Annotated in this window: 30 protein-coding genes; all 30 read left to right on the forward strand. The window is 41.9% G+C overall.

Annotation, left to right across the window (positions count from 1 at the left end):
- The first annotated feature begins 112 nt into the window (after positions 1-112).
- Positions 113-361 (forward strand): 50S ribosomal protein L7ae-like protein, encoded by a 249-nt coding sequence (locus NKR21_RS00705; protein WP_003216985.1) that lies wholly within the window; start codon positions 113-115, stop codon positions 359-361.
- A 112-nt stretch (positions 362-473) separates the two neighbouring features.
- The gene (rpsL, locus tag NKR21_RS00710; RefSeq protein ID WP_003216962.1) at positions 474-893 is read left to right on the forward strand and encodes a 30S ribosomal protein S12; all 420 of its coding nucleotides are present in this window, start codon (positions 474-476) and stop codon (positions 891-893) included.
- Between the two features lie 120 nt (positions 894-1,013).
- Positions 1,014-1,484 (forward strand): 30S ribosomal protein S7, encoded by a 471-nt coding sequence (rpsG, locus tag NKR21_RS00715; RefSeq protein WP_003216884.1) that lies wholly within the window; start codon positions 1,014-1,016, stop codon positions 1,482-1,484.
- Positions 1,485-1,538: 54 nt separating this feature from the next.
- Positions 1,539-3,617 carry an elongation factor G gene (gene fusA / locus NKR21_RS00720; RefSeq protein ID WP_012008700.1) on the forward strand — a complete coding sequence of 693 codons (2,079 nt, stop codon included), beginning with the start codon at positions 1,539-1,541 and terminating at the stop codon, positions 3,615-3,617.
- Between the two features lie 118 nt (positions 3,618-3,735).
- A complete protein-coding gene (tuf, locus tag NKR21_RS00725) occupies positions 3,736-4,926 on the forward strand; it encodes an elongation factor Tu (RefSeq protein ID WP_012008701.1) in 1,191 nt (396 codons plus the stop codon).
- 110 nt (positions 4,927-5,036) lie between these two features.
- Complete coding sequence (locus NKR21_RS00730) at positions 5,037-5,996, forward strand: alpha/beta fold hydrolase (RefSeq protein WP_144458029.1); 960 nt, start codon at positions 5,037-5,039, stop codon at positions 5,994-5,996.
- Between the two features lie 218 nt (positions 5,997-6,214).
- Positions 6,215-6,523: a 30S ribosomal protein S10 gene (gene rpsJ / locus NKR21_RS00735; protein WP_003156464.1), complete on the forward strand. Its 309-nt coding sequence runs from the start codon at positions 6,215-6,217 to the stop codon at positions 6,521-6,523.
- 37 nt (positions 6,524-6,560) lie between these two features.
- On the forward strand, positions 6,561-7,190 hold the full coding sequence (rplC, locus tag NKR21_RS00740; RefSeq protein WP_012008703.1) for a 50S ribosomal protein L3: 630 nt from the start codon (positions 6,561-6,563) through the stop codon (positions 7,188-7,190).
- Positions 7,191-7,217: 27 nt separating this feature from the next.
- On the forward strand, positions 7,218-7,841 hold the full coding sequence (gene rplD / locus NKR21_RS00745) for a 50S ribosomal protein L4 (RefSeq protein WP_003217216.1): 624 nt from the start codon (positions 7,218-7,220) through the stop codon (positions 7,839-7,841).
- The gene (gene rplW / locus NKR21_RS00750; RefSeq protein WP_003217016.1) at positions 7,841-8,128 is read left to right on the forward strand and encodes a 50S ribosomal protein L23; all 288 of its coding nucleotides are present in this window, start codon (positions 7,841-7,843) and stop codon (positions 8,126-8,128) included. Before rplD ends, rplW begins: the two co-directional genes overlap by 1 nt.
- A 28-nt stretch (positions 8,129-8,156) precedes the next feature.
- The gene (gene rplB / locus NKR21_RS00755; RefSeq protein WP_007496314.1) at positions 8,157-8,990 is read left to right on the forward strand and encodes a 50S ribosomal protein L2; all 834 of its coding nucleotides are present in this window, start codon (positions 8,157-8,159) and stop codon (positions 8,988-8,990) included.
- A 57-nt stretch (positions 8,991-9,047) separates the two neighbouring features.
- Positions 9,048-9,326: a 30S ribosomal protein S19 gene (gene rpsS, locus NKR21_RS00760; protein WP_003216920.1), complete on the forward strand. Its 279-nt coding sequence runs from the start codon at positions 9,048-9,050 to the stop codon at positions 9,324-9,326.
- Positions 9,327-9,343: 17 nt separating this feature from the next.
- Positions 9,344-9,685 (forward strand): 50S ribosomal protein L22, encoded by a 342-nt coding sequence (rplV, locus tag NKR21_RS00765; protein ID WP_007496316.1) that lies wholly within the window; start codon positions 9,344-9,346, stop codon positions 9,683-9,685.
- 3 nt (positions 9,686-9,688) lie between these two features.
- Complete coding sequence (gene rpsC / locus NKR21_RS00770) at positions 9,689-10,345, forward strand: 30S ribosomal protein S3 (RefSeq protein WP_003217241.1); 657 nt, start codon at positions 9,689-9,691, stop codon at positions 10,343-10,345.
- A gap of 1 nt (position 10,346) precedes the next feature.
- Positions 10,347-10,781 (forward strand): 50S ribosomal protein L16, encoded by a 435-nt coding sequence (gene rplP / locus NKR21_RS00775; protein WP_003156478.1) that lies wholly within the window; start codon positions 10,347-10,349, stop codon positions 10,779-10,781.
- The gene (rpmC, locus tag NKR21_RS00780; RefSeq protein WP_003217155.1) at positions 10,771-10,971 is read left to right on the forward strand and encodes a 50S ribosomal protein L29; all 201 of its coding nucleotides are present in this window, start codon (positions 10,771-10,773) and stop codon (positions 10,969-10,971) included. Before rplP ends, rpmC begins: the two co-directional genes overlap by 11 nt.
- 25 nt (positions 10,972-10,996) lie before the next feature.
- Positions 10,997-11,260 (forward strand): 30S ribosomal protein S17, encoded by a 264-nt coding sequence (rpsQ, locus tag NKR21_RS00785; RefSeq protein ID WP_012008705.1) that lies wholly within the window; start codon positions 10,997-10,999, stop codon positions 11,258-11,260.
- Between the two features lie 39 nt (positions 11,261-11,299).
- Positions 11,300-11,668, forward strand: coding sequence for a 50S ribosomal protein L14 (gene rplN / locus NKR21_RS00790; RefSeq protein WP_012008706.1), 369 nt, complete (start codon positions 11,300-11,302; stop codon positions 11,666-11,668).
- A 35-nt stretch (positions 11,669-11,703) separates the two neighbouring features.
- A complete protein-coding gene (gene rplX / locus NKR21_RS00795) occupies positions 11,704-12,015 on the forward strand; it encodes a 50S ribosomal protein L24 (RefSeq protein WP_003217151.1) in 312 nt (103 codons plus the stop codon).
- 25 nt (positions 12,016-12,040) lie between these two features.
- On the forward strand, positions 12,041-12,580 hold the full coding sequence (rplE, locus tag NKR21_RS00800; RefSeq protein WP_003217159.1) for a 50S ribosomal protein L5: 540 nt from the start codon (positions 12,041-12,043) through the stop codon (positions 12,578-12,580).
- 22 nt (positions 12,581-12,602) lie between these two features.
- Entirely contained in the window at positions 12,603-12,788 is a 186-nt protein-coding gene (gene rpsN / locus NKR21_RS00805; protein WP_008356542.1) for a 30S ribosomal protein S14, read from the forward strand.
- A gap of 31 nt (positions 12,789-12,819) precedes the next feature.
- Complete coding sequence (rpsH, locus tag NKR21_RS00810) at positions 12,820-13,218, forward strand: 30S ribosomal protein S8 (RefSeq protein ID WP_003217040.1); 399 nt, start codon at positions 12,820-12,822, stop codon at positions 13,216-13,218.
- 31 nt (positions 13,219-13,249) lie between these two features.
- Positions 13,250-13,786 (forward strand): 50S ribosomal protein L6, encoded by a 537-nt coding sequence (gene rplF, locus NKR21_RS00815; protein WP_003217186.1) that lies wholly within the window; start codon positions 13,250-13,252, stop codon positions 13,784-13,786.
- Between the two features lie 32 nt (positions 13,787-13,818).
- Positions 13,819-14,181: a 50S ribosomal protein L18 gene (gene rplR, locus NKR21_RS00820; protein ID WP_012008708.1), complete on the forward strand. Its 363-nt coding sequence runs from the start codon at positions 13,819-13,821 to the stop codon at positions 14,179-14,181.
- 24 nt (positions 14,182-14,205) lie between these two features.
- A complete protein-coding gene (gene rpsE / locus NKR21_RS00825; RefSeq protein ID WP_003217179.1) occupies positions 14,206-14,706 on the forward strand; it encodes a 30S ribosomal protein S5 in 501 nt (166 codons plus the stop codon).
- Positions 14,707-14,719: 13 nt separating this feature from the next.
- Positions 14,720-14,902, forward strand: a complete 183-nt coding sequence (rpmD, locus tag NKR21_RS00830; protein WP_003217067.1) for a 50S ribosomal protein L30 — start codon at positions 14,720-14,722, stop codon at positions 14,900-14,902.
- A gap of 30 nt (positions 14,903-14,932) precedes the next feature.
- Positions 14,933-15,373, forward strand: coding sequence for a 50S ribosomal protein L15 (gene rplO, locus NKR21_RS00835; protein WP_012008709.1), 441 nt, complete (start codon positions 14,933-14,935; stop codon positions 15,371-15,373).
- A 1-nt stretch (position 15,374) separates the two neighbouring features.
- The gene (secY, locus tag NKR21_RS00840) at positions 15,375-16,667 is read left to right on the forward strand and encodes a preprotein translocase subunit SecY (protein WP_012008710.1); all 1,293 of its coding nucleotides are present in this window, start codon (positions 15,375-15,377) and stop codon (positions 16,665-16,667) included.
- 55 nt (positions 16,668-16,722) lie between these two features.
- Positions 16,723-17,376, forward strand: a complete 654-nt coding sequence (locus NKR21_RS00845) for an adenylate kinase (protein ID WP_076839358.1) — start codon at positions 16,723-16,725, stop codon at positions 17,374-17,376.
- Positions 17,373-18,119, forward strand: coding sequence for a type I methionyl aminopeptidase (gene map, locus NKR21_RS00850; protein ID WP_144458027.1), 747 nt, complete (start codon positions 17,373-17,375; stop codon positions 18,117-18,119). The genes NKR21_RS00845 and map overlap by 4 nt, the downstream gene beginning before the upstream one ends.
- Positions 18,120-18,132 lie beyond the last annotated feature (13 nt).

Below are 18,132 nucleotides of genomic sequence, written 5' to 3' on the forward strand. Positions count from 1 at the left end.
AAATGGTGAAGGATGTCAAGATAATCTGTCATATGATATTGACATCCTTCTGCCATGATGATAATATAACCAAGGTGCTCAAAATAAAACCTGTTACTTTGGAGGATATTCGATGTCTTATGATAAAGTATCACAGGCTCAATCCATTATTATTGGTACGAAGCAAACAGTAAAAGCTCTGAAACGAGATTCAGTAAAGGAAATCGTCGTAGCGAAAGATGCTGATCCTGCTTTAACAGCTAGTGTAACAAAACTAGCGCAAGAGAAGGGTGTAGACATTTTAGTGGTAGATTCCATGAAAAAGCTCGGCAAAGCCTGCGGAATTGAAGTTGGGGCAGCAGCTGTTGCCATTATGTTATAGCGTACTTGTTTTGTTTTTGCATGTGTAAATGCAAAAGCATTGTTTTTTGCCTTTTAATGAACCACCTGGGTATGTGGGTTATAAAAAAAGCAACGAAGGGAGGAATAACAACATGCCTACAATTAATCAGCTAATACGCAAAGGACGCGTGAGTAAAGTTGAAAACTCAAAGTCTCCTGCACTTAACAAAGGATACAACAGTTTCAAAAAAGAGCACACTAACGTAACATCTCCACAGAAGCGCGGGGTTTGTACTCGTGTCGGCACAATGACACCGAAAAAACCAAACTCAGCACTACGTAAATATGCTCGTGTACGTTTGTCTAACCTGATTGAGGTAACAGCTTACATTCCTGGTATCGGACATAATCTACAAGAGCACAGTGTAGTACTTATCCGTGGCGGACGTGTAAAAGACTTACCGGGTGTACGTTACCACATCGTTCGTGGTGCGCTTGATACTGCCGGAGTTGACGGTCGTATGCAAGGACGTTCTAAATACGGAACAAAACGCCCTAAACAAAGCAAATAATACAAACAAACATAAGGGTTTTTAGAAGTTGAGTTCAGATCAGTGGAGTCAGGCAACTGACAATGATATTGAGATGAGAGACAGATAGAAATCCTTTTAAATGAGAAGGGAGGCTATCAGATGCCACGTAAAGGTCCTGTAGCAAAAAGAGACGTATTGCCAGATCCAATTTACAATTCTAAACTTGTATCTCGTTTGATCAACAAAATGATGATCGACGGTAAAAGAGGAAAGTCACAAACTATTCTCTACAAGTCATTTGATATCATCAAAGAACGTACTGGTAATGAAGCGATGGAGGTTTTCGAACAAGCCTTGAAAAACATCATGCCAGTTCTTGAAGTTAAAGCACGTCGTGTAGGTGGAGCTAACTACCAAGTTCCTGTAGAAGTTCGCCCAGACCGTCGTACGACTTTAGGTCTTCGCTGGTTAGTAAACTACGCTCGTCTTCGTGGAGAAAAAACGATGGAAGAGCGTCTTGCTAACGAAATCCTTGACGCAGCTAACAACACTGGTGCTGCTGTTAAGAAACGTGAAGATACACACAAAATGGCAGAAGCGAACAAAGCATTCGCTCACTACCGCTGGTAGGATTTATACCAAACTAAAAAAACTATTCCCTAATAAGGAAGGAGAAATTACCCAATGGCAAGAGAGTTCTCCTTAGACAAAACTCGTAATATTGGTATCATGGCTCACATCGATGCCGGTAAAACGACAACGACTGAGCGTATCTTATACTACACTGGTCGTATCCATAAAATTGGTGAAACTCACGAAGGAGCTTCCCAAATGGACTGGATGGAGCAGGAGCAAGAACGTGGTATTACAATCACTTCTGCTGCTACTACAGCACAATGGAAAGGTTACCGTGTAAACATCATTGATACACCAGGACACGTAGACTTCACTGTTGAAGTTGAACGTTCTTTACGTGTACTTGATGGTGCGGTAGCAGTTCTTGATGCACAATCAGGTGTAGAGCCTCAAACTGAAACAGTTTGGCGCCAAGCAACAACTTACGGAGTACCTCGTATCGTATTCGTTAACAAAATGGATAAAACCGGTGCGGACTTCCTTTACTCTGTAAGTACATTAAGAGATCGTCTTCAAGCGAACGCTCATGCAATTCAATTGCCGATCGGCGCTGAAGATCAATTCGAAGGAATCATCGACCTTGTAGATAACGTAGCATACTTCTACGAAGATGACCTTGGAACTCGCTCTGATGCACAAGAAATCCCTGCTGAGTATAAAGACAAAGCTGAAGAGCTTCGTAACAGCCTTATTGAAGCTGTCGCTGAGCTTGATGAAGAGCTTATGGAAAAATACCTTGAGGGTGAAGAAATTACAATTCCTGAATTGAAGGCTGCAATCCGTAAAGGAACGTTGAATGTTGAATTCTACCCAGTTCTTGTTGGATCTGCTTTCAAAAACAAAGGTGTTCAGCTTGTACTTGATGCTGTGCTTGATTACCTTCCTGCACCAACTGATGTTGCTGCAATCAAAGGTATCCTGCCAGATTCAAATGAAGAGGTTGTTCGTGAGTCTACTGATGACGCACCATTCTCAGCTCTTGCATTTAAAGTTATGACTGACCCTTATGTTGGGAAACTAACTTTCTTCCGCGTATACTCTGGAACACTTGCTTCAGGTTCATACGTGAAGAACTCTTCTAAGAACAAGCGTGAGCGTGTTGGACGTATCCTTCAAATGCACGCAAACAGCCGTGAAGAAATCTCTACTGTATATGCAGGGGATATCGCAGCAGCTGTTGGTCTTAAAGATACATCTACTGGTGACACTCTTTGTGATGAGAAAGATACTGTTATCCTTGAGTCTATGGAATTCCCAGAGCCAGTTATCGATGTAGCTATCGAGCCTAAATCAAAGGCTGACCAAGATAAAATGGGTATCGCTTTAGCTAAACTAGCTGAAGAGGATCCAACATTCCGTACACAAACAAACCCTGAAACTGGTCAAACGATCATCTCTGGTATGGGTGAGCTTCACCTTGATATCATTGTTGACCGTATGAAGCGTGAGTTCAAGGTTGAAGCTAACGTAGGAGCTCCTCAAGTTGCGTACCGTGAAACATTCCGTTCTGGTGCAAAAGTTGAAGGTAAATTCGTACGTCAGTCTGGTGGACGTGGTCAGTTCGGACACGTTTGGATCGAATTCGAACCAAACGAAGAAGGCGCAGGCTTCGAATTTGAAAATGCAATCGTCGGTGGGGTTGTTCCACGTGAATACATTCCAGCAATTCAAGCAGGTCTTGAAGATTCACTTGAAAATGGTGTATTAGCTGGATTCCCATTAATCGACATCAAAGCAAAATTATTTGATGGATCTTACCACGATGTTGACTCGAACGAAATGGCGTTTAAAATTGCTGCATCTATGGCATTGAAAAATGCTGTCAGCAAATGTAACCCAGTTCTACTTGAGCCAATGATGAAAGTGGAAGTCGTTATCCCTGAAGAATACATGGGAGACATCATGGGTGATATCACATCTCGTCGTGGACGTGTAGAAGGAATGGAAGCTCGCGGTAACGCTCAAGTTGTTCGCGCAATGGTTCCACTTTCTGAAATGTTCGGATATGCAACTTCACTCCGTTCTAACACACAAGGACGCGGTACTTTCACTATGCACATGGATCACTACGAAGAAGTGCCTAAGAGCATCAGTGAAGAAATCATCAAAAAAAATAAAGGTGAATAATTGATTTTGCCTTTAAACTAAAGTATAACTACTATTGAAGATCAGAAAGTGACAGGTAACTCTTCACTTTCTATCACTCTATACCAAATACAATGAACCTTTAAGGAGGATTTTTAGAATGGCTAAAGAAAAATTCGACCGTTCCAAATCGCATGCTAACATTGGTACAATTGGACACGTTGACCATGGTAAAACAACTCTAACTGCTGCTATCTCAACAGTTCTTCATAAGAAATCTGGTAAAGGTACGGCTATGGCTTATGACCAAATCGATGGTGCTCCAGAAGAGCGCGAGCGTGGAATAACAATCTCAACTGCACACGTTGAGTATGAAACTGAAACTCGTCACTATGCACACGTAGACTGCCCAGGACACGCTGACTATGTTAAAAACATGATCACTGGTGCTGCTCAAATGGACGGCGCGATCTTAGTAGTATCTGCTGCTGATGGTCCAATGCCACAAACACGTGAGCACATCCTACTTTCTCGTAACGTAGGTGTACCTTACATCGTAGTATTCCTTAACAAATGTGACATGGTTGACGATGAAGAGTTACTTGAACTTGTTGAAATGGAAGTTCGTGACCTTCTTTCTGACTATGACTTCCCTGGTGACGATGTTCCAGTTATCAAAGGTTCTGCTCTTAAAGCTCTTGAAGGAGATGCTGATTACGAAGCAAAAATCTTTGAACTTATGGACGCGGTTGATGAGTACATCCCAACTCCAGAACGTGACACTGAGAAGCCATTCATGATGCCAGTTGAGGACGTATTCTCAATCACTGGTCGTGGAACAGTTGCTACTGGTCGTGTTGAGCGTGGACAAGTTAAAGTCGGTGACGAAGTTGAAATCATCGGTCTTCAAGAAGAAAACGGTAAAACAACTGTTACAGGTGTTGAAATGTTCCGTAAGCTTCTTGACTATGCTGAAGCTGGTGACAACATCGGTGCACTACTTCGTGGTGTATCTCGTGAAGATATCCAACGTGGTCAAGTACTTGCTAAACCAGGTACAATCACTCCACATAGCCGTTTCAAAGCTGAAGTTTATGTACTTTCTAAAGAAGAGGGTGGACGTCATACTCCATTCTTCGCTAACTACCGTCCGCAGTTCTACTTCCGTACAACTGACGTAACTGGTATCGTACATCTTCCAGAAGGTACTGAAATGGTTATGCCTGGCGATAACACTGAGATGGAAGTTGAACTTATCTCTACTATCGCTATCGAAGAAGGAACTCGTTTCTCTATCCGTGAGGGTGGACGTACTGTAGGTTCTGGCGTCGTTTCATCTATCATTAAGTAATAAAACATATAAAAGAGACTCCTTGCAAAAGGGTCTCTTTTTTTGCTTTTCCAGATCAGAACGGCTACTATTAGCTATAGAATCTAAATGGAACCGAGAGGATCACTGGAATGGCGAAGACATATTTGAAGAAATGGTTAATCGGTGGAGTTGACCAATGGATTATGATCAAAGAAGATCAAACTAGTGAAGCGAAGCCTGTTCTATTATTTGTACACGGTGGGCCAGGTTCTGCTCAAATCAGTTATATTAATTCGTTTCATGAGGAGCTTAATCGAGATTTTACAGTGGTTCATTGGGATCAACGAGGAGCAGGACTTTCCTATCAAAACATTCTCCCCAATACGTCCATGACCATTAAGCAATTTATTGAAGATACGATTGAACTGACAGAGAAAATCCTTTCATATCTAGGTCAATCAAAATTGTACATCGCCGGATATTCATGGGGGTCATTAATCGCCATACAAGCTGTACATAAGCGCCCAGATCTATATCATGCATATTATGGAATTAGTCAGGTAGTAGATGTATTAAAAGAAGATATTGTGTCGTACGAGCTTCTTTTGAAGAAATACGATCGAAATCGGTTGTTTGCTTGGTGTCTGCGATTACTGACGCCTCCTCCGTGGAAACGATTATCGGCTCATGCTCTATTCTCTCTATATAAAGAGCTTGGGAGCGTAGGTCTCACACATAAGTGGAAGCCGTTCCTTCAAATGCTACACAGTTTTCTTTTTAGTAAAGAATATCAGCTCAAAGATAAGTGGAAGTTCCTGAAAGGACAGAAATTTAGCCAGGACATGCTATGGGATGAATTGATGAATGAGAGCATTGAATACCGAGTTTCTACTATATTAATACCTTGTTACTTTATCATTGGTGAATATGACATGATTACACCAGCTGCTGTATCAAAACCATATGTTGAGCAATTAAAAGCGCCAATCAAAGAATGGTTCACCTTTAAAGAATCTGCACATTCCCCGCATCTAGAAGAACCAGAAGAATTTATTCGCACCATCAAAAAGACTGCTGTACATCATCTTCAGGGAAAGCTTGATTTATAGGCTGAACCCCTGTATAATATGAAAAGTGTGCAAATCATAAATTTATCCGATTTATTATTGCAACACGCAGGCCAATTTGGTACAATAGTGCATGTTGGTCTTTGACTGCGATGAAGTGAGAGGTTGCTGACACACCCGGCCGCTTTGCCATGGCAAGGTGATCAGGTTTTTCTCACGGAGAACTGTCTAACGTAAGTAGGCGAAAAGGAGGGAAAATAATGGCAAAACAAAAAATTCGTATTCGTTTAAAAGCATATGATCATAGAATTCTTGATCAATCTGCTGAGAAGATTGTTGAAACGGCTAAGCGTTCTGGTGCTAGTGTATCTGGTCCAATCCCGCTTCCAACTGAAAAATCAGTTTACACAATCCTTCGTGCGGTGCATAAGTACAAAGATTCTCGTGAGCAATTTGAGATGCGTACTCACAAACGTCTAATCGACATCGTGAATCCAACTCCACAAACAGTTGATGCACTTATGCGTTTAGATTTACCATCTGGTGTAGATATCGAAATCAAACTTTAATTCAAATAGAAAACACATATTATAGGAGGTGTGACTAATGACCAAAGGAATCTTAGGTAGAAAAATTGGTATGACGCAAGTATTCGCAGAAAACGGTGATCTTATCCCTGTAACTGTTGTTGAGGCTGCTGCTAACGTTGTCCTTCAAAAGAAGACTACTGACACGGATGGCTATGAAGCAATCCAAATCGGTTTTGACGACAAACGTGAAAAGCTTTCTAACAAACCAGAAAAGGGCCACGTTGCTAAAGCGGAAACTGCTCCTAAGCGCTTCGTAAAAGAATTACGCGGTGCGGAGTTAGATGCGTATGAAGTTGGTCAGGAAGTCAAAGTTGATATTTTCGCAAATGGAGATATCGTAGATGTAACAGGAACATCAAAAGGTAAAGGATTCCAAGGGGCTATCAAGCGCCACGGACAATCACGCGGACCAATGACTCACGGTTCACGTTATCACCGTCGTCCTGGTTCAATGGGACCTGTTGATCCAAACCGAGTATTCAAAGGCAAACTTCTTCCAGGTCGTATGGGCGGAGAGCAAATCACTGTCCAAAACCTTGAGATCGTTAAAGTTGATGCAGAACGCAATCTTCTATTGATCAAAGGAAATGTACCAGGAGCTAAAAAATCTCTAGTAACTGTAAAGAGTGCAGTTAAATCTAAATAACTCTCTTAGGAAAGGAGGAAACAAGTCATGCCAAAAGTAGCATTATTTAACCAAAACGGTTCTACTAACGGTGAAATCGAATTAAACGCTTCTGTGTTTGGAATTGAGCCGAACGAAAGCGTAGTATTCGATGCTATTCTTATGCAAAGAGCTTCCTTACGTCAAGGAACTCACAAAGTAAAAACTCGTTCTGAAGTACGTGGCGGAGGTCGTAAGCCTTGGAGACAGAAGGGTACTGGTCGTGCTCGTCAAGGTTCTATCCGTTCACCACAATGGCGCGGAGGCGGTATCGTATTCGGTCCAACACCACGCAGCTATTCTTATAAATTACCTAAAAAAGTTCGCCGCTTGGCTATCAAGTCAGTATTGTCTTCTAAAGTAATCGACAACAACATCATCGTTCTTGAAGATCTGACTCTTGATGCAGTGAAAACGAAAGAATTCGCAGGCATCCTTAAAGGATTATCTGTCGAGAAGAAAGCGTTGATCGTCACTGCGGATGCAAACGAAACAGTTGCTTTATCTGCTCGTAACATCCCTGGAGTAACAGTTGTTGAAGCTAACGGTATCAACGTTCTTGACGTTGTCAACCACGAGAAACTTCTGATCACTAAAGCAGCGGTTGAAAAAGTAGAGGAGGGACTTGCATAATGAAAGATCCTCGTGATGTTCTAAAGCGCCCTATCATTACTGAACGTTCTGCTGATCTAATGACAGAGAAGAAGTACACGTTCGAAGTTGATGTCAGAGCTAACAAAACAGAAGTGAAAGATGCTGTTGAAGAAATCTTTGGAGTGAAAGTTGAGAAAGTCAACGTTCAAAACTACAAAGGGAAATCTAAACGCGTTGGACGCTACACTGGTATGACTAGCCGTCGCAGAAAAGCGATCGTGAAATTAACTGCTGACAGCAAAGAAATCGAAATTTTTGAAGCGTAAATCTTAAAAAGAAGGAGGGAAATTCAAAATGGCGATTAAAAAGTATAAACCAACCAGTAATGGTCGTCGTGGCATGACTACTTCAGATTTTGCTGAAATCACGACTGACAAACCAGAAAAATCGTTGCTTGCACCGCTTCACAGAAAAGGCGGACGTAACAACCAAGGTAGATTGACTGTTCGTCATCAAGGTGGCGGTCATAAACGTCAATACCGTATCATCGACTTTAAGCGTGATAAAGACGGTATACCTGGACGCGTTGCTACAATCGAGTATGATCCAAACCGTTCAGCGAACATCGCTCTTGTAAACTATGCAGATGGTGAGAAACGTTACATTCTTGCTCCGAAAGGAATCCAAGTTGGTACTGAAGTTACTTCTGGACCAGAAGCTGATATCAAGCCAGGTAACGCACTTCCACTTATCAACATCCCAGTTGGTACAGTTGTGCATAACATTGAATTAAAACCAGGTAAAGGTGGACAATTAGTTCGTTCTGCTGGTACTTCTGCTCAAGTTCTTGGTAAAGAAGGTAAATACGTTCTTGTACGTTTGAACTCAGGAGAAGTTCGTATGATTCTTTCTGCTTGCCGTGCGACTATCGGTCAAGTTGGAAACGAGCAACACGAATTAATTAACATCGGTAAAGCTGGACGTTCACGCTGGAAAGGCGTACGCCCAACAGTTCGTGGTTCTGTAATGAACCCTAACGATCACCCACACGGTGGTGGTGAAGGACGCGCTCCAATCGGACGTAAATCACCAATGTCTCCATGGGGCAAACCGACTCTTGGATTCAAGACTCGTAAGAAAACCAACAAGTCTGATAAATTCATTGTACGTCGTCGTAAAAACAAGTAACGGGGTTGTCTACGGTTCATTTAGGACCGTAGTTCAATCACGAAGGGAGGTTCCACAATGGCTCGCAGCTTAAAAAAAGGACCATTTGTTGATGATCATTTGATGGCTAAAGTCGAGAAATTGAATGAAACTGACAAAAAGCAAGTCGTAAAAACTTGGTCTCGTCGTTCTACAATTTTCCCACAATTCATCGGTCACACAATCGCTGTCTATGACGGACGCAAACATGTACCTGTTTTCATTTCTGAAGATATGGTAGGTCACAAATTGGGCGAATTCGCACCAAGCCGTACTTACAAAGGTCATGCTAGTGACGATAAAAAAACAAGACGCTAATGAGAGGAGGCTTTTAAATGCAAGCTAAAGCTGTCGCAAGAACAGTCCGTATTGCTCCTCGTAAAGCACGTCTAGTAATGGACCTGATCCGAGGTAAGCAAGTAGGAGAAGCAGTTTCTATCTTAAACCTTACACCTAAGGCTGCTTCACCAATTATTGAAAAAGTATTAAAATCTGCTATCGCAAACGCTGAGCACAACTACGAGTTGGACGCTAACAGCCTAGTGATTACTCAAGCATTCGTTGACGAAGGTCCAACACTTAAGAGATTCCGTCCACGTGCTATGGGTCGTGCGAGCGCAATTAACAAACGTACTAGCCACATTACAATCGTTGTATCAGAAAAGAAGGAGGGATAATCCGTGGGTCAAAAGGTAAATCCAGTAGGTCTTCGTATTGGCGTCATTCGTGATTGGGAATCTAAATGGTTCGCAGGAAAAGATTACGCTGACTTCTTACATGAAGACTTGAAAATCCGTGAATTCATCAGCAAGCGTTTGTCTGACGCGTCTGTTTCTAAAGTAGAAATCGAACGTGCTGCAAACCGCGTAAATATCACAATCCACACGGCTAAACCAGGTATGGTAATTGGTAAAGGCGGATCTGAAGTTGAAGCACTTCGTAAAGCTCTTAACAGCCTAACTGGCAAACGTGTACACATCAACATCCTTGAAATCAAAAGAGCAGATCTTGATGCTCAGCTAGTTGCTGAAAACATCGCTCGTCAACTTGAAAATCGTATTTCATTCCGTCGTGCACAAAAACAAACAATCCAACGCACAATGCGTGCTGGAGCACAAGGAATCAAAACAATGGTTTCTGGTCGTCTTGGCGGTGCAGATATTGCTCGTTCTGAATATTACAGTGAAGGTACTGTTCCGTTGCACACACTTCGTGCTGACATCGACTATGCTACTGCTGAAGCTGACACTACTTATGGTAAGCTTGGCGTAAAAGTATGGATCTATCGTGGAGAAGTCCTTCCAACTAAGAAGAATACTGCGGAAGGAGGAAAATAATATGTTATTGCCAAAACGCGTGAAGTATCGCAGAGAACATCGTGGAAAAATGCGTGGTCGTGCAAAAGGTGGTACTGAAGTACATTTCGGTGAGTACGGTATCCAAGCTCTAGAAGCTTCATGGATTACAAACCGTCAAATCGAAGCTGCTCGTATTGCTATGACTCGTTACATGAAACGTGGCGGTAAAGTTTGGATTAAAATTTTCCCTTCTAAGCCATACACAGCAAAACCTCTAGAGGTCCGCATGGGTTCCGGTAAAGGTGCTCCAGAAGGATGGGTAGCTGTAGTAAAACCGGGCAAAGTTTTATTTGAAATTTCTGGTGTGTCTGAAGAAGTTGCTCGTGAAGCTCTTCGTCTTGCATCTCACAAATTGCCAATTAAAACGAAGTTCGTAAAACGTGAAGAAATTGGTGGTGAATCAAATGAAAGCTAATGAAATTCGTGACCTTACCACTGCTGAAATTGAACAAAAAGTAAAGTCTCTTAAAGAAGAACTTTTCAATCTTCGTTTCCAATTAGCGACTGGGCAGCTTGAAAACACTGCTCGCATTCGTGAAGTGCGTAAATCAATCGCACGCATGAAAACTGTGATTCGTCAAAGAGAAATCGCTGCTAATAAATAATAATTAGAGGGGAGGCCCCGCAAACATGAGCGAACGTAACCAACGTAAAGTGTATCAAGGTCGTGTTGTTTCTGACAAAATGGATAAAACCATCACTGTTGTAGTTGAAACATACAAAAAGCATTCACTTTATGGCAAACGTGTAAGATACTCTAAAAAGTTAAAAGCACATGATGAAAACAACCAAGCAAAAATCGGAGACATCGTAAAGGTGATGGAAACTCGTCCTTTATCTGCGACTAAACGCTTTCGTCTAGTTGAAGTTGTCGAAGAAGCCGTTATTATCTAATAAAGTTCGGATTTCTTTTTCCGAAAGGAGGTAACATTAATGATTCAACAGGAGACTCGTTTAAAAGTAGCTGACAACTCTGGCGCACGCGAAGTACTAACGATTAAAGTTCTTGGTGGCTCTGGACGTAAGACGGCTAACATCGGTGATGTCATTGTTTGTACGGTTAAACAAGCAACACCAGGAGGCGTTGTCAAAAAAGGTGAAGTTGTGAAAGCAGTTATCGTTCGTACAAAGAGCGGAGCTCGCAGAAACGATGGATCTTACATCAGTTTCGATGAAAATGCATGTGTCATTATCCGTGACGACAAGAGCCCACGTGGAACTCGTATCTTCGGACCAGTAGCACGTGAACTTCGTGACAACAACTATATGAAAATTGTTTCTCTAGCACCAGAAGTACTTTAATGAATACAATCCGCGACTCAAGGAGGTGCGATTAAATGCATGTTAAAAAGGGCGATAAAGTAGTGGTTATCTCTGGTAAAGATAAAGGTAAACAAGGAGTCATCCTTGCTGCTTTCCCTAAGAATGACCGTGTTTTAGTAGAAGGTATTAACCTTGTGAAAAAACACTCTAAACCAACCCAAGCTAACCCTCAGGGCGGAATTTCTGAACAAGAAGCGCCGATCCACGTATCAAACGTAATGCCGCTTGATCCTAAAACGGGTGAAGTGACACGTGTTGGGTATAAAGTTGAGGACGGAAAGAAAGTCCGTGTAGCGAAAAAATCTGGGCAAGTTCTAGATAAATAGTAAATAAGGAAGGGAGGTCTTTCTCATGAACCGCCTTAAAGAAAAGTATGTAAAAGAAATTACACCTGCATTAGTTTCTAAGTTTGAATACAAATCAGTAATGCAAGTGCCAAAAATCGAAAAAATCGTGATCAACATGGGTGTTGGTGACGCCGTTCAAAACGCTAAAGCAATCGATACTGCTGTTGAAGAATTAACGTTTATCGCTGGTCAAAAACCTGTCGTTACTCGTGCGAAGAAGTCTATTGCTGGATTCCGTCTACGTGAAGGAATGCCAATCGGTGCGAAAGTAACACTTCGCGGAGAGCGCATGTACGATTTCCTTGATAAACTTATTTCTGTATCTTTACCACGTGTACGTGACTTCCGCGGGATTTCTAAGAAATCTTTCGACGGTCGTGGAAACTACACGCTTGGTATTAAAGAACAGTTAATCTTCCCAGAAATTGATTACGATAAAGTAACAAAAGTCCGCGGTATGGATATCGTTATCGTTACGACTGCCAATACGGACGAAGAAGCACGTGAGTTATTAACTCAAGTAGGTATGCCGTTCCAGAAATAATCAATGAAAGGGAGGCGAAATCGTGGCTAAAAAGTCTATGATTGCGAAACAACAACGCAAACAAAAGTTTAAAGTTCAAGAGTATACGCGCTGCGAACGTTGTGGACGTCCACATTCAGTAATTCGCAAGTTTAAACTTTGCCGTATTTGTTTCCGCGAACTTGCATATAAAGGACAAATTCCTGGCGTTAAAAAAGCCAGCTGGTAATCCCCATAAATGGGAAGGAGGTTATTAAATAATGGTTATGACAGATCCGATTGCAGATTTGCTGACTCGTATTCGCAATGCGAACATGGTACGTCATGAGAAGCTAGAAGTACCGGCTTCAAAAATCAAAAGAGAAATTGCTGAAATCTTAAAGCGTGAAGGTTTTATCCGTGACGTTGAATATGTTGAAGACAGCAAACAAGGAATTATCCGTATGTTCCTTAAATATGGCCAAAACAACGAACGTGTTATCACTGGTCTAAAAAGAATCAGTAAACCTGGTTTACGTGTATATGCGAAATCAAATGAAGTACCACGTGTACTTAACGGACTTGGAATCGCAATTATTTCTACATCACAAGGTGTTTTATCGGACAAAGAAGCCCGTGCTAAACAAGCTGGTGGAGAAGTACTTGCTTACGTATGGTAAAAAAAGTTTAAGATGAATGGAGGTGCTTGGTATGTCTCGTATAGGTAAAAAACTAATCGAGATCCCTTCAGGAGTTACTGTGACAAACAACGATAACACAGTGACAGTAAAGGGACCAAAAGGTGAACTAACTCGTACATTTCACCCTGATATGGAAATTAAAATTGAGGACAGCGTCTTAACTGTAAGCCGCCCGTCTGATCATAAAGAACACCGTGCTTTACATGGTACAACACGTAGCTTAATTGCAAACATGGTTGAAGGTGTATCTAAAGGTTTCGAAAGAGGTTTAGAACTTATCGGTGTCGGTTACCGTGCAGCTAAATCTGGAAACAAACTTGTTCTTAACGTTGGATACTCTCATCCAGTTGAAATCGTTCCTGAGGCTGGAGTAGAAGTTGAAGTTCCATCTCAAACGAAAGTAGTTATTAAAGGTATCGATAAAGAGCGTGTGGGAGCTCTAGCTTCTAACATCCGCGCTGTCCGTTCTCCAGAGCCTTACAAAGGTAAAGGAATTCGTTACGAAGGTGAATTCGTTCGCCGTAAAGAAGGAAAAACTGGTAAGTAAGATCGCTTAATGTGAAGAAAGGAGTGACTCGGATGATTACGAAAACTAGCAAAAACGCTACTCGTCTTAAAAGACACGCTCGTGTTCGTGCGAAACTTTCAGGTACTGCTGAAAGACCTCGCCTTAACGTTTTCCGTTCTAACAAGAACATCTATGCTCAAGTAATTGATGATGTTAACGGTGTAACACTTGTAAGTGCTTCTACTCTTGATAAAGATTTAAAGATCGAGAATAGTTCTGACGCTGCAGCTGCTACTAAAGTTGGCGAACTTGTTGCAAAACGTGCTGTTGAAAAAGGAATCTCTAACGTGGTATTTGACCGCGGAGGATACTTATATCATGGACGTGTAAAAGCTCTAGCTGAAGCTGCTCGTGAGGCTGGACTTAAATTTTAATAAAAGAAGGAGGGACACATCCGAATGAGTCGTATTGACCAAAGCAAATTAGAGTTAGAAGAACGCTTAGTTACGGTTAACCGCGTAGCGAAAGTTGTTAAAGGTGGACGTCGTTTCCGTTTTGCAGCTTTAGTTGTTGTCGGTGACAAAAACGGTCATGTAGGTTTCGGTACTGGTAAAGCACAAGAAGTACCAGAAGCGATCCGCAAAGCTGTTGAAGATGCGAAAAAGAATTTAATTGAAGTACCAATGGTTGGAACTACAATTCCACATGAAATCATCGGTCGATTCGGTGCAGGAAACGTTCTATTGAAGCCTGCTTCAGAAGGTACAGGAGTTATCGCTGGAGGCCCAGTGCGTGCGGTTCTTGAGCTTGCTGGTCTAGCTGATATCCTTTCTAAATCTCTAGGTTCTAATACACCGATCAACATGATCCGCGCAACACTTCAAGGTTTAAGTGAACTTAAACGTGCTGAAGACGTTGCGAAGCTTCGTGGAAAATCTGTAGAAGACCTGTTAGGATAAGGAGGGAACAATAATGGCAAATAAATTAGAAATTACCCTCAAACGCAGTGTAATCGGTCGCCCAGAAGATCAGCGTGTCACTGTTCGTACTCTTGGTCTAAAGAAAACAAACCAAACAGTCGTACATGAAGACAATGCAGCGATCCGCGGCATGATTAACAAGGTGTCTCATTTAGTTTCTGTTAAAGAACAATAAAACATTTTTAATCGATAAGGAGGTGCCCAAATGAAACTTCATGAATTGAAGCCTTCAGAAGGTTCACGTAAAGAACGCAACCGTGTTGGTCGTGGTATTGGATCAGGTAACGGTAAAACTTCTGGTAAAGGTCATAAAGGTCAAAACGCTCGTTCTGGCGGCGGTGTACGCCCTGGTTTCGAAGGTGGTCAGATGCCTTTATTCCAACGTCTTCCAAAACGTGGTTTTACAAACATCAACCGTAAAGATTATGCGGTTATCAACTTAGACAGATTAAACAGTTTTGACGAAGGAACGGAAGTAACTCCTGAACTTCTTCTAGAGACTGGTGCAATAAGCAAGTTAAAAGCAGGAGTAAAAATTCTTGGCAACGGTAAATTAGAAAAAAAATTAACTGTAAAAGCCAATAAATTCTCTGCTTCTGCTAAAGAAGCGATTGAAGCTGCTGGCGGTACAGCCGAGGTGATCTAACTTGTTTAAGACAATCTCCAATTTTATGCGCGTGAAAGATATACGGAATAAGATTATATTCACTCTTTTAATGTTAATCGTCTTTCGTATAGGTGCTTTCATCCCTGTGCCTAATGTGAACGCCGAAGTTCTCCAGGCACAGGATCAAATGAGTGTTTTCGGTATCCTCAACACGTTTGGGGGCGGGGCACTTTTCCAATTCTCCATTCTTGCAATGGGGATTATGCCGTATATCACTGCTTCGATCATCATTCAGCTCTTGCAGATGGATGTTGTTCCGAAGTTCACTGAGTGGTCAAAGCAAGGAGAGGTTGGCCGCCGAAAATTAGCACAATTCACAAGGTATTTTACAATTGTTCTAGGTTTTATCCAGGCGTTAGGAATGTCATATGGATTCAACAATATGGCAGGAGGCATGCTGATTGAAAACCCAGGTGTTTCAACGTACCTCTTAATTGCGGTCGTACTCACTGCGGGAACAGCATTTTTAATGTGGCTGGGAGAGCAGATTACTGCTCACGGTGTTGGTAACGGCATTTCGATTATTATCTTTGCTGGTATCATCGCAGGTATCCCTCAAACATTAAAACAAGTGTACGCTCAACAATTTGTAGGTGGAGATGGACAGTTGTTCATGCAAATCCTGAAAATTGCCCTTATTGTTATTGCTATTCTTGTCATTGTTATTGGTGTTATTTACATTCAAATGGCAGTGAGAAAGATTGCGATTCAATATTCAAAAGGAACTGGCCGTGCACAAATGTCTGCTAGTCAAGCAACGCACCTTCCATTGAAAGTGAATCCAGCAGGGGTGATTCCAGTCATCTTTGCCGTTTCTTTCATTATTACTCCGCAGACGGTCGCATCGTTCTTCGGAACCAATAATGTGACAACTTGGATAACCAACAACTTTGACTATACTAAGCCAATCGGTATGACGATTTATGTAGCACTGATTGTTGCTTTCACATATTTTTATGCCTTTGTCCAAGTGAATCCTGAACAAATGGCTGAAAATCTGCAAAAGCAGGGTGGCTATATCCCGGGAGTTCGTCCAGGGAAAATGACTCAAGATAGAATTACGAGCATTTTGTACCGACTCACGTTTGTGGGCGCCATTTTCTTAGCCGTGATTTCAATACTTCCTATCTTTTTCATTCAATTCGCTGGATTACCTTCCGCTGCACAAATTGGCGGCACAAGTCTTCTCATTGTTGTAGGTGTTGCACTTGAAACAATGAAACAGCTTGAAAGCCAATTAGTGAAACGAAACTACCGTGGATTTATGAAATAAAAAAGAGGGCTGGGCTCCTGCCCAACCTCTCTAAGTAAGGAAGGGGAAATCCGAAATGAACTTAGTCTTAATGGGGCTTCCGGGTGCTGGTAAAGGCACTCAGGCAGAACGAATTGTTGATGATTATGGGATCCCTCATATCTCAACAGGAGATATGTTCCGCGCTGCTATGAAAGAGGAGACACAACTTGGGCTCGAAGCAAAATCCTTTATCGATAAAGGAGAGCTTGTTCCTGATGAGGTCACAATCGGTATTGTTAGAGAAAGACTTGGCAAAAATGATTGTGAACAAGGTTTTCTTCTGGACGGATTTCCGCGAACAGTCGCTCAGGCTGAAGCTTTAGAAGGCATTCTAAAGGACCTTGGCAGAACGATTGATTATGTCATTAATATTAAAGTCGATAAAGATGCTTTGATGGAGCGTCTGACTGGCCGAAGAATTTGCAAAAATTGCGGAGCAACATATCATTTAGTATTCAATCCACCTGCGAAAGAAAATGTTTGCGATAAGTGTGGAGGCGAGCTTTATCAACGTGCAGATGATAATGCAGAAACCGTTTCGACTAGACTTGAAGTAAACTTAAAGCAGACTGAACCTTTACTGAACTTCTATTCAGAAAAAGGATATCTTGCAAACATTGATGGTGCAAAACACATTAACGATGTATATGCAGATATCAAAGACCTGCTTGGGGGATTAAATAAATGATTATCTGTAAAACTCCTCGCGAGCTTGAGATTATGAGAGAAGCTGGACGCATTGTCGCACTGACTCATGAAGAGCTGAAGAAACATATAAAACCAGGTATTTCGACAAAAGAATTGGATCAAATTGCCGAACGTTTTATTACAAAGCAGGGTGCAATCCCATCTTTTAAAGGGTATAATGGTTTTCGCGGGAGCATTTGCGTTTCGGTGAATGAAGAACTCGTTCACGGTATTCCTGGTAAACGGGTTTTACGTGATGGTGACATCATTAGTATCGATATTGGCGCAAAGTTAAATGGCTATCATGGTGACTCTGCCTGGACTTATCCAGTTGGGGTAATCAGTGATGAAGACCGCAAACTACTGGAAGTCACAAAGGAATCTCTATATAAAGGCTTACAGGAAGCAAAGCCAGGCGAACGTCTGTCGAACATTTCCCATGCTATACAAACGTATGTAGAAAACGAGAATTTCTCAGTTGTTAGAGAATATGTTGGACATGGGGTCGGACAGGATCTTCATGAGGACCCTCAAATTCCTCATTATGGTCCGCCCAACAAAGGCCCGCGGCTAAAACCTGGAATGGTGTTGGCCATCGAACCGATGGTGAACGCAGGCAGCCGATATGTGAAAACATTGGCTGATAACTGGACGGTTGTAACGGTTGATGGGAAAAAGTGTGCTCACTTTGAGCATACGATTGCGATTACAGATACAGGTTTTGATATACTGACTAAGATTTAGGTCTTCACTGAAG

Origin of the sequence: Bacillus sp. 1735sda2, from assembly GCF_024159245.1 — a bacterium.
Taxonomy (GTDB): Bacteria; Bacillota; Bacilli; order Bacillales; family Bacillaceae; genus Bacillus; species Bacillus pumilus_O.

Coding starts and splice junctions, on each gene's coding strand:
- NKR21_RS00705 (WP_003216985.1), top strand. CDS start 113: ATGTCTTATGATAAAGTATCACAGGCTCAATCCATTATTATTGGTACG.
- rpsL (WP_003216962.1), top strand. CDS start 474: ATGCCTACAATTAATCAGCTAATACGCAAAGGACGCGTGAGTAAAGTT.
- rpsG (WP_003216884.1), top strand. CDS start 1,014: ATGCCACGTAAAGGTCCTGTAGCAAAAAGAGACGTATTGCCAGATCCA.
- fusA (WP_012008700.1), top strand. CDS start 1,539: ATGGCAAGAGAGTTCTCCTTAGACAAAACTCGTAATATTGGTATCATG.
- tuf (WP_012008701.1), top strand. CDS start 3,736: ATGGCTAAAGAAAAATTCGACCGTTCCAAATCGCATGCTAACATTGGT.
- NKR21_RS00730 (WP_144458029.1), top strand. CDS start 5,037: ATGGCGAAGACATATTTGAAGAAATGGTTAATCGGTGGAGTTGACCAA.
- rpsJ (WP_003156464.1), top strand. CDS start 6,215: ATGGCAAAACAAAAAATTCGTATTCGTTTAAAAGCATATGATCATAGA.
- rplC (WP_012008703.1), top strand. CDS start 6,561: ATGACCAAAGGAATCTTAGGTAGAAAAATTGGTATGACGCAAGTATTC.
- rplD (WP_003217216.1), top strand. CDS start 7,218: ATGCCAAAAGTAGCATTATTTAACCAAAACGGTTCTACTAACGGTGAA.
- rplW (WP_003217016.1), top strand. CDS start 7,841: ATGAAAGATCCTCGTGATGTTCTAAAGCGCCCTATCATTACTGAACGT.
- rplB (WP_007496314.1), top strand. CDS start 8,157: ATGGCGATTAAAAAGTATAAACCAACCAGTAATGGTCGTCGTGGCATG.
- rpsS (WP_003216920.1), top strand. CDS start 9,048: ATGGCTCGCAGCTTAAAAAAAGGACCATTTGTTGATGATCATTTGATG.
- rplV (WP_007496316.1), top strand. CDS start 9,344: ATGCAAGCTAAAGCTGTCGCAAGAACAGTCCGTATTGCTCCTCGTAAA.
- rplP (WP_003156478.1), top strand. CDS start 10,347: ATGTTATTGCCAAAACGCGTGAAGTATCGCAGAGAACATCGTGGAAAA.
- rpmC (WP_003217155.1), top strand. CDS start 10,771: ATGAAAGCTAATGAAATTCGTGACCTTACCACTGCTGAAATTGAACAA.
- rpsQ (WP_012008705.1), top strand. CDS start 10,997: ATGAGCGAACGTAACCAACGTAAAGTGTATCAAGGTCGTGTTGTTTCT.
- rplN (WP_012008706.1), top strand. CDS start 11,300: ATGATTCAACAGGAGACTCGTTTAAAAGTAGCTGACAACTCTGGCGCA.
- rplX (WP_003217151.1), top strand. CDS start 11,704: ATGCATGTTAAAAAGGGCGATAAAGTAGTGGTTATCTCTGGTAAAGAT.
- rplE (WP_003217159.1), top strand. CDS start 12,041: ATGAACCGCCTTAAAGAAAAGTATGTAAAAGAAATTACACCTGCATTA.
- rpsH (WP_003217040.1), top strand. CDS start 12,820: ATGGTTATGACAGATCCGATTGCAGATTTGCTGACTCGTATTCGCAAT.
- rplF (WP_003217186.1), top strand. CDS start 13,250: ATGTCTCGTATAGGTAAAAAACTAATCGAGATCCCTTCAGGAGTTACT.
- rplR (WP_012008708.1), top strand. CDS start 13,819: ATGATTACGAAAACTAGCAAAAACGCTACTCGTCTTAAAAGACACGCT.
- rpsE (WP_003217179.1), top strand. CDS start 14,206: ATGAGTCGTATTGACCAAAGCAAATTAGAGTTAGAAGAACGCTTAGTT.
- rpmD (WP_003217067.1), top strand. CDS start 14,720: ATGGCAAATAAATTAGAAATTACCCTCAAACGCAGTGTAATCGGTCGC.
- rplO (WP_012008709.1), top strand. CDS start 14,933: ATGAAACTTCATGAATTGAAGCCTTCAGAAGGTTCACGTAAAGAACGC.
- NKR21_RS00845 (WP_076839358.1), top strand. CDS start 16,723: ATGAACTTAGTCTTAATGGGGCTTCCGGGTGCTGGTAAAGGCACTCAG.
- map (WP_144458027.1), top strand. CDS start 17,373: ATGATTATCTGTAAAACTCCTCGCGAGCTTGAGATTATGAGAGAAGCT.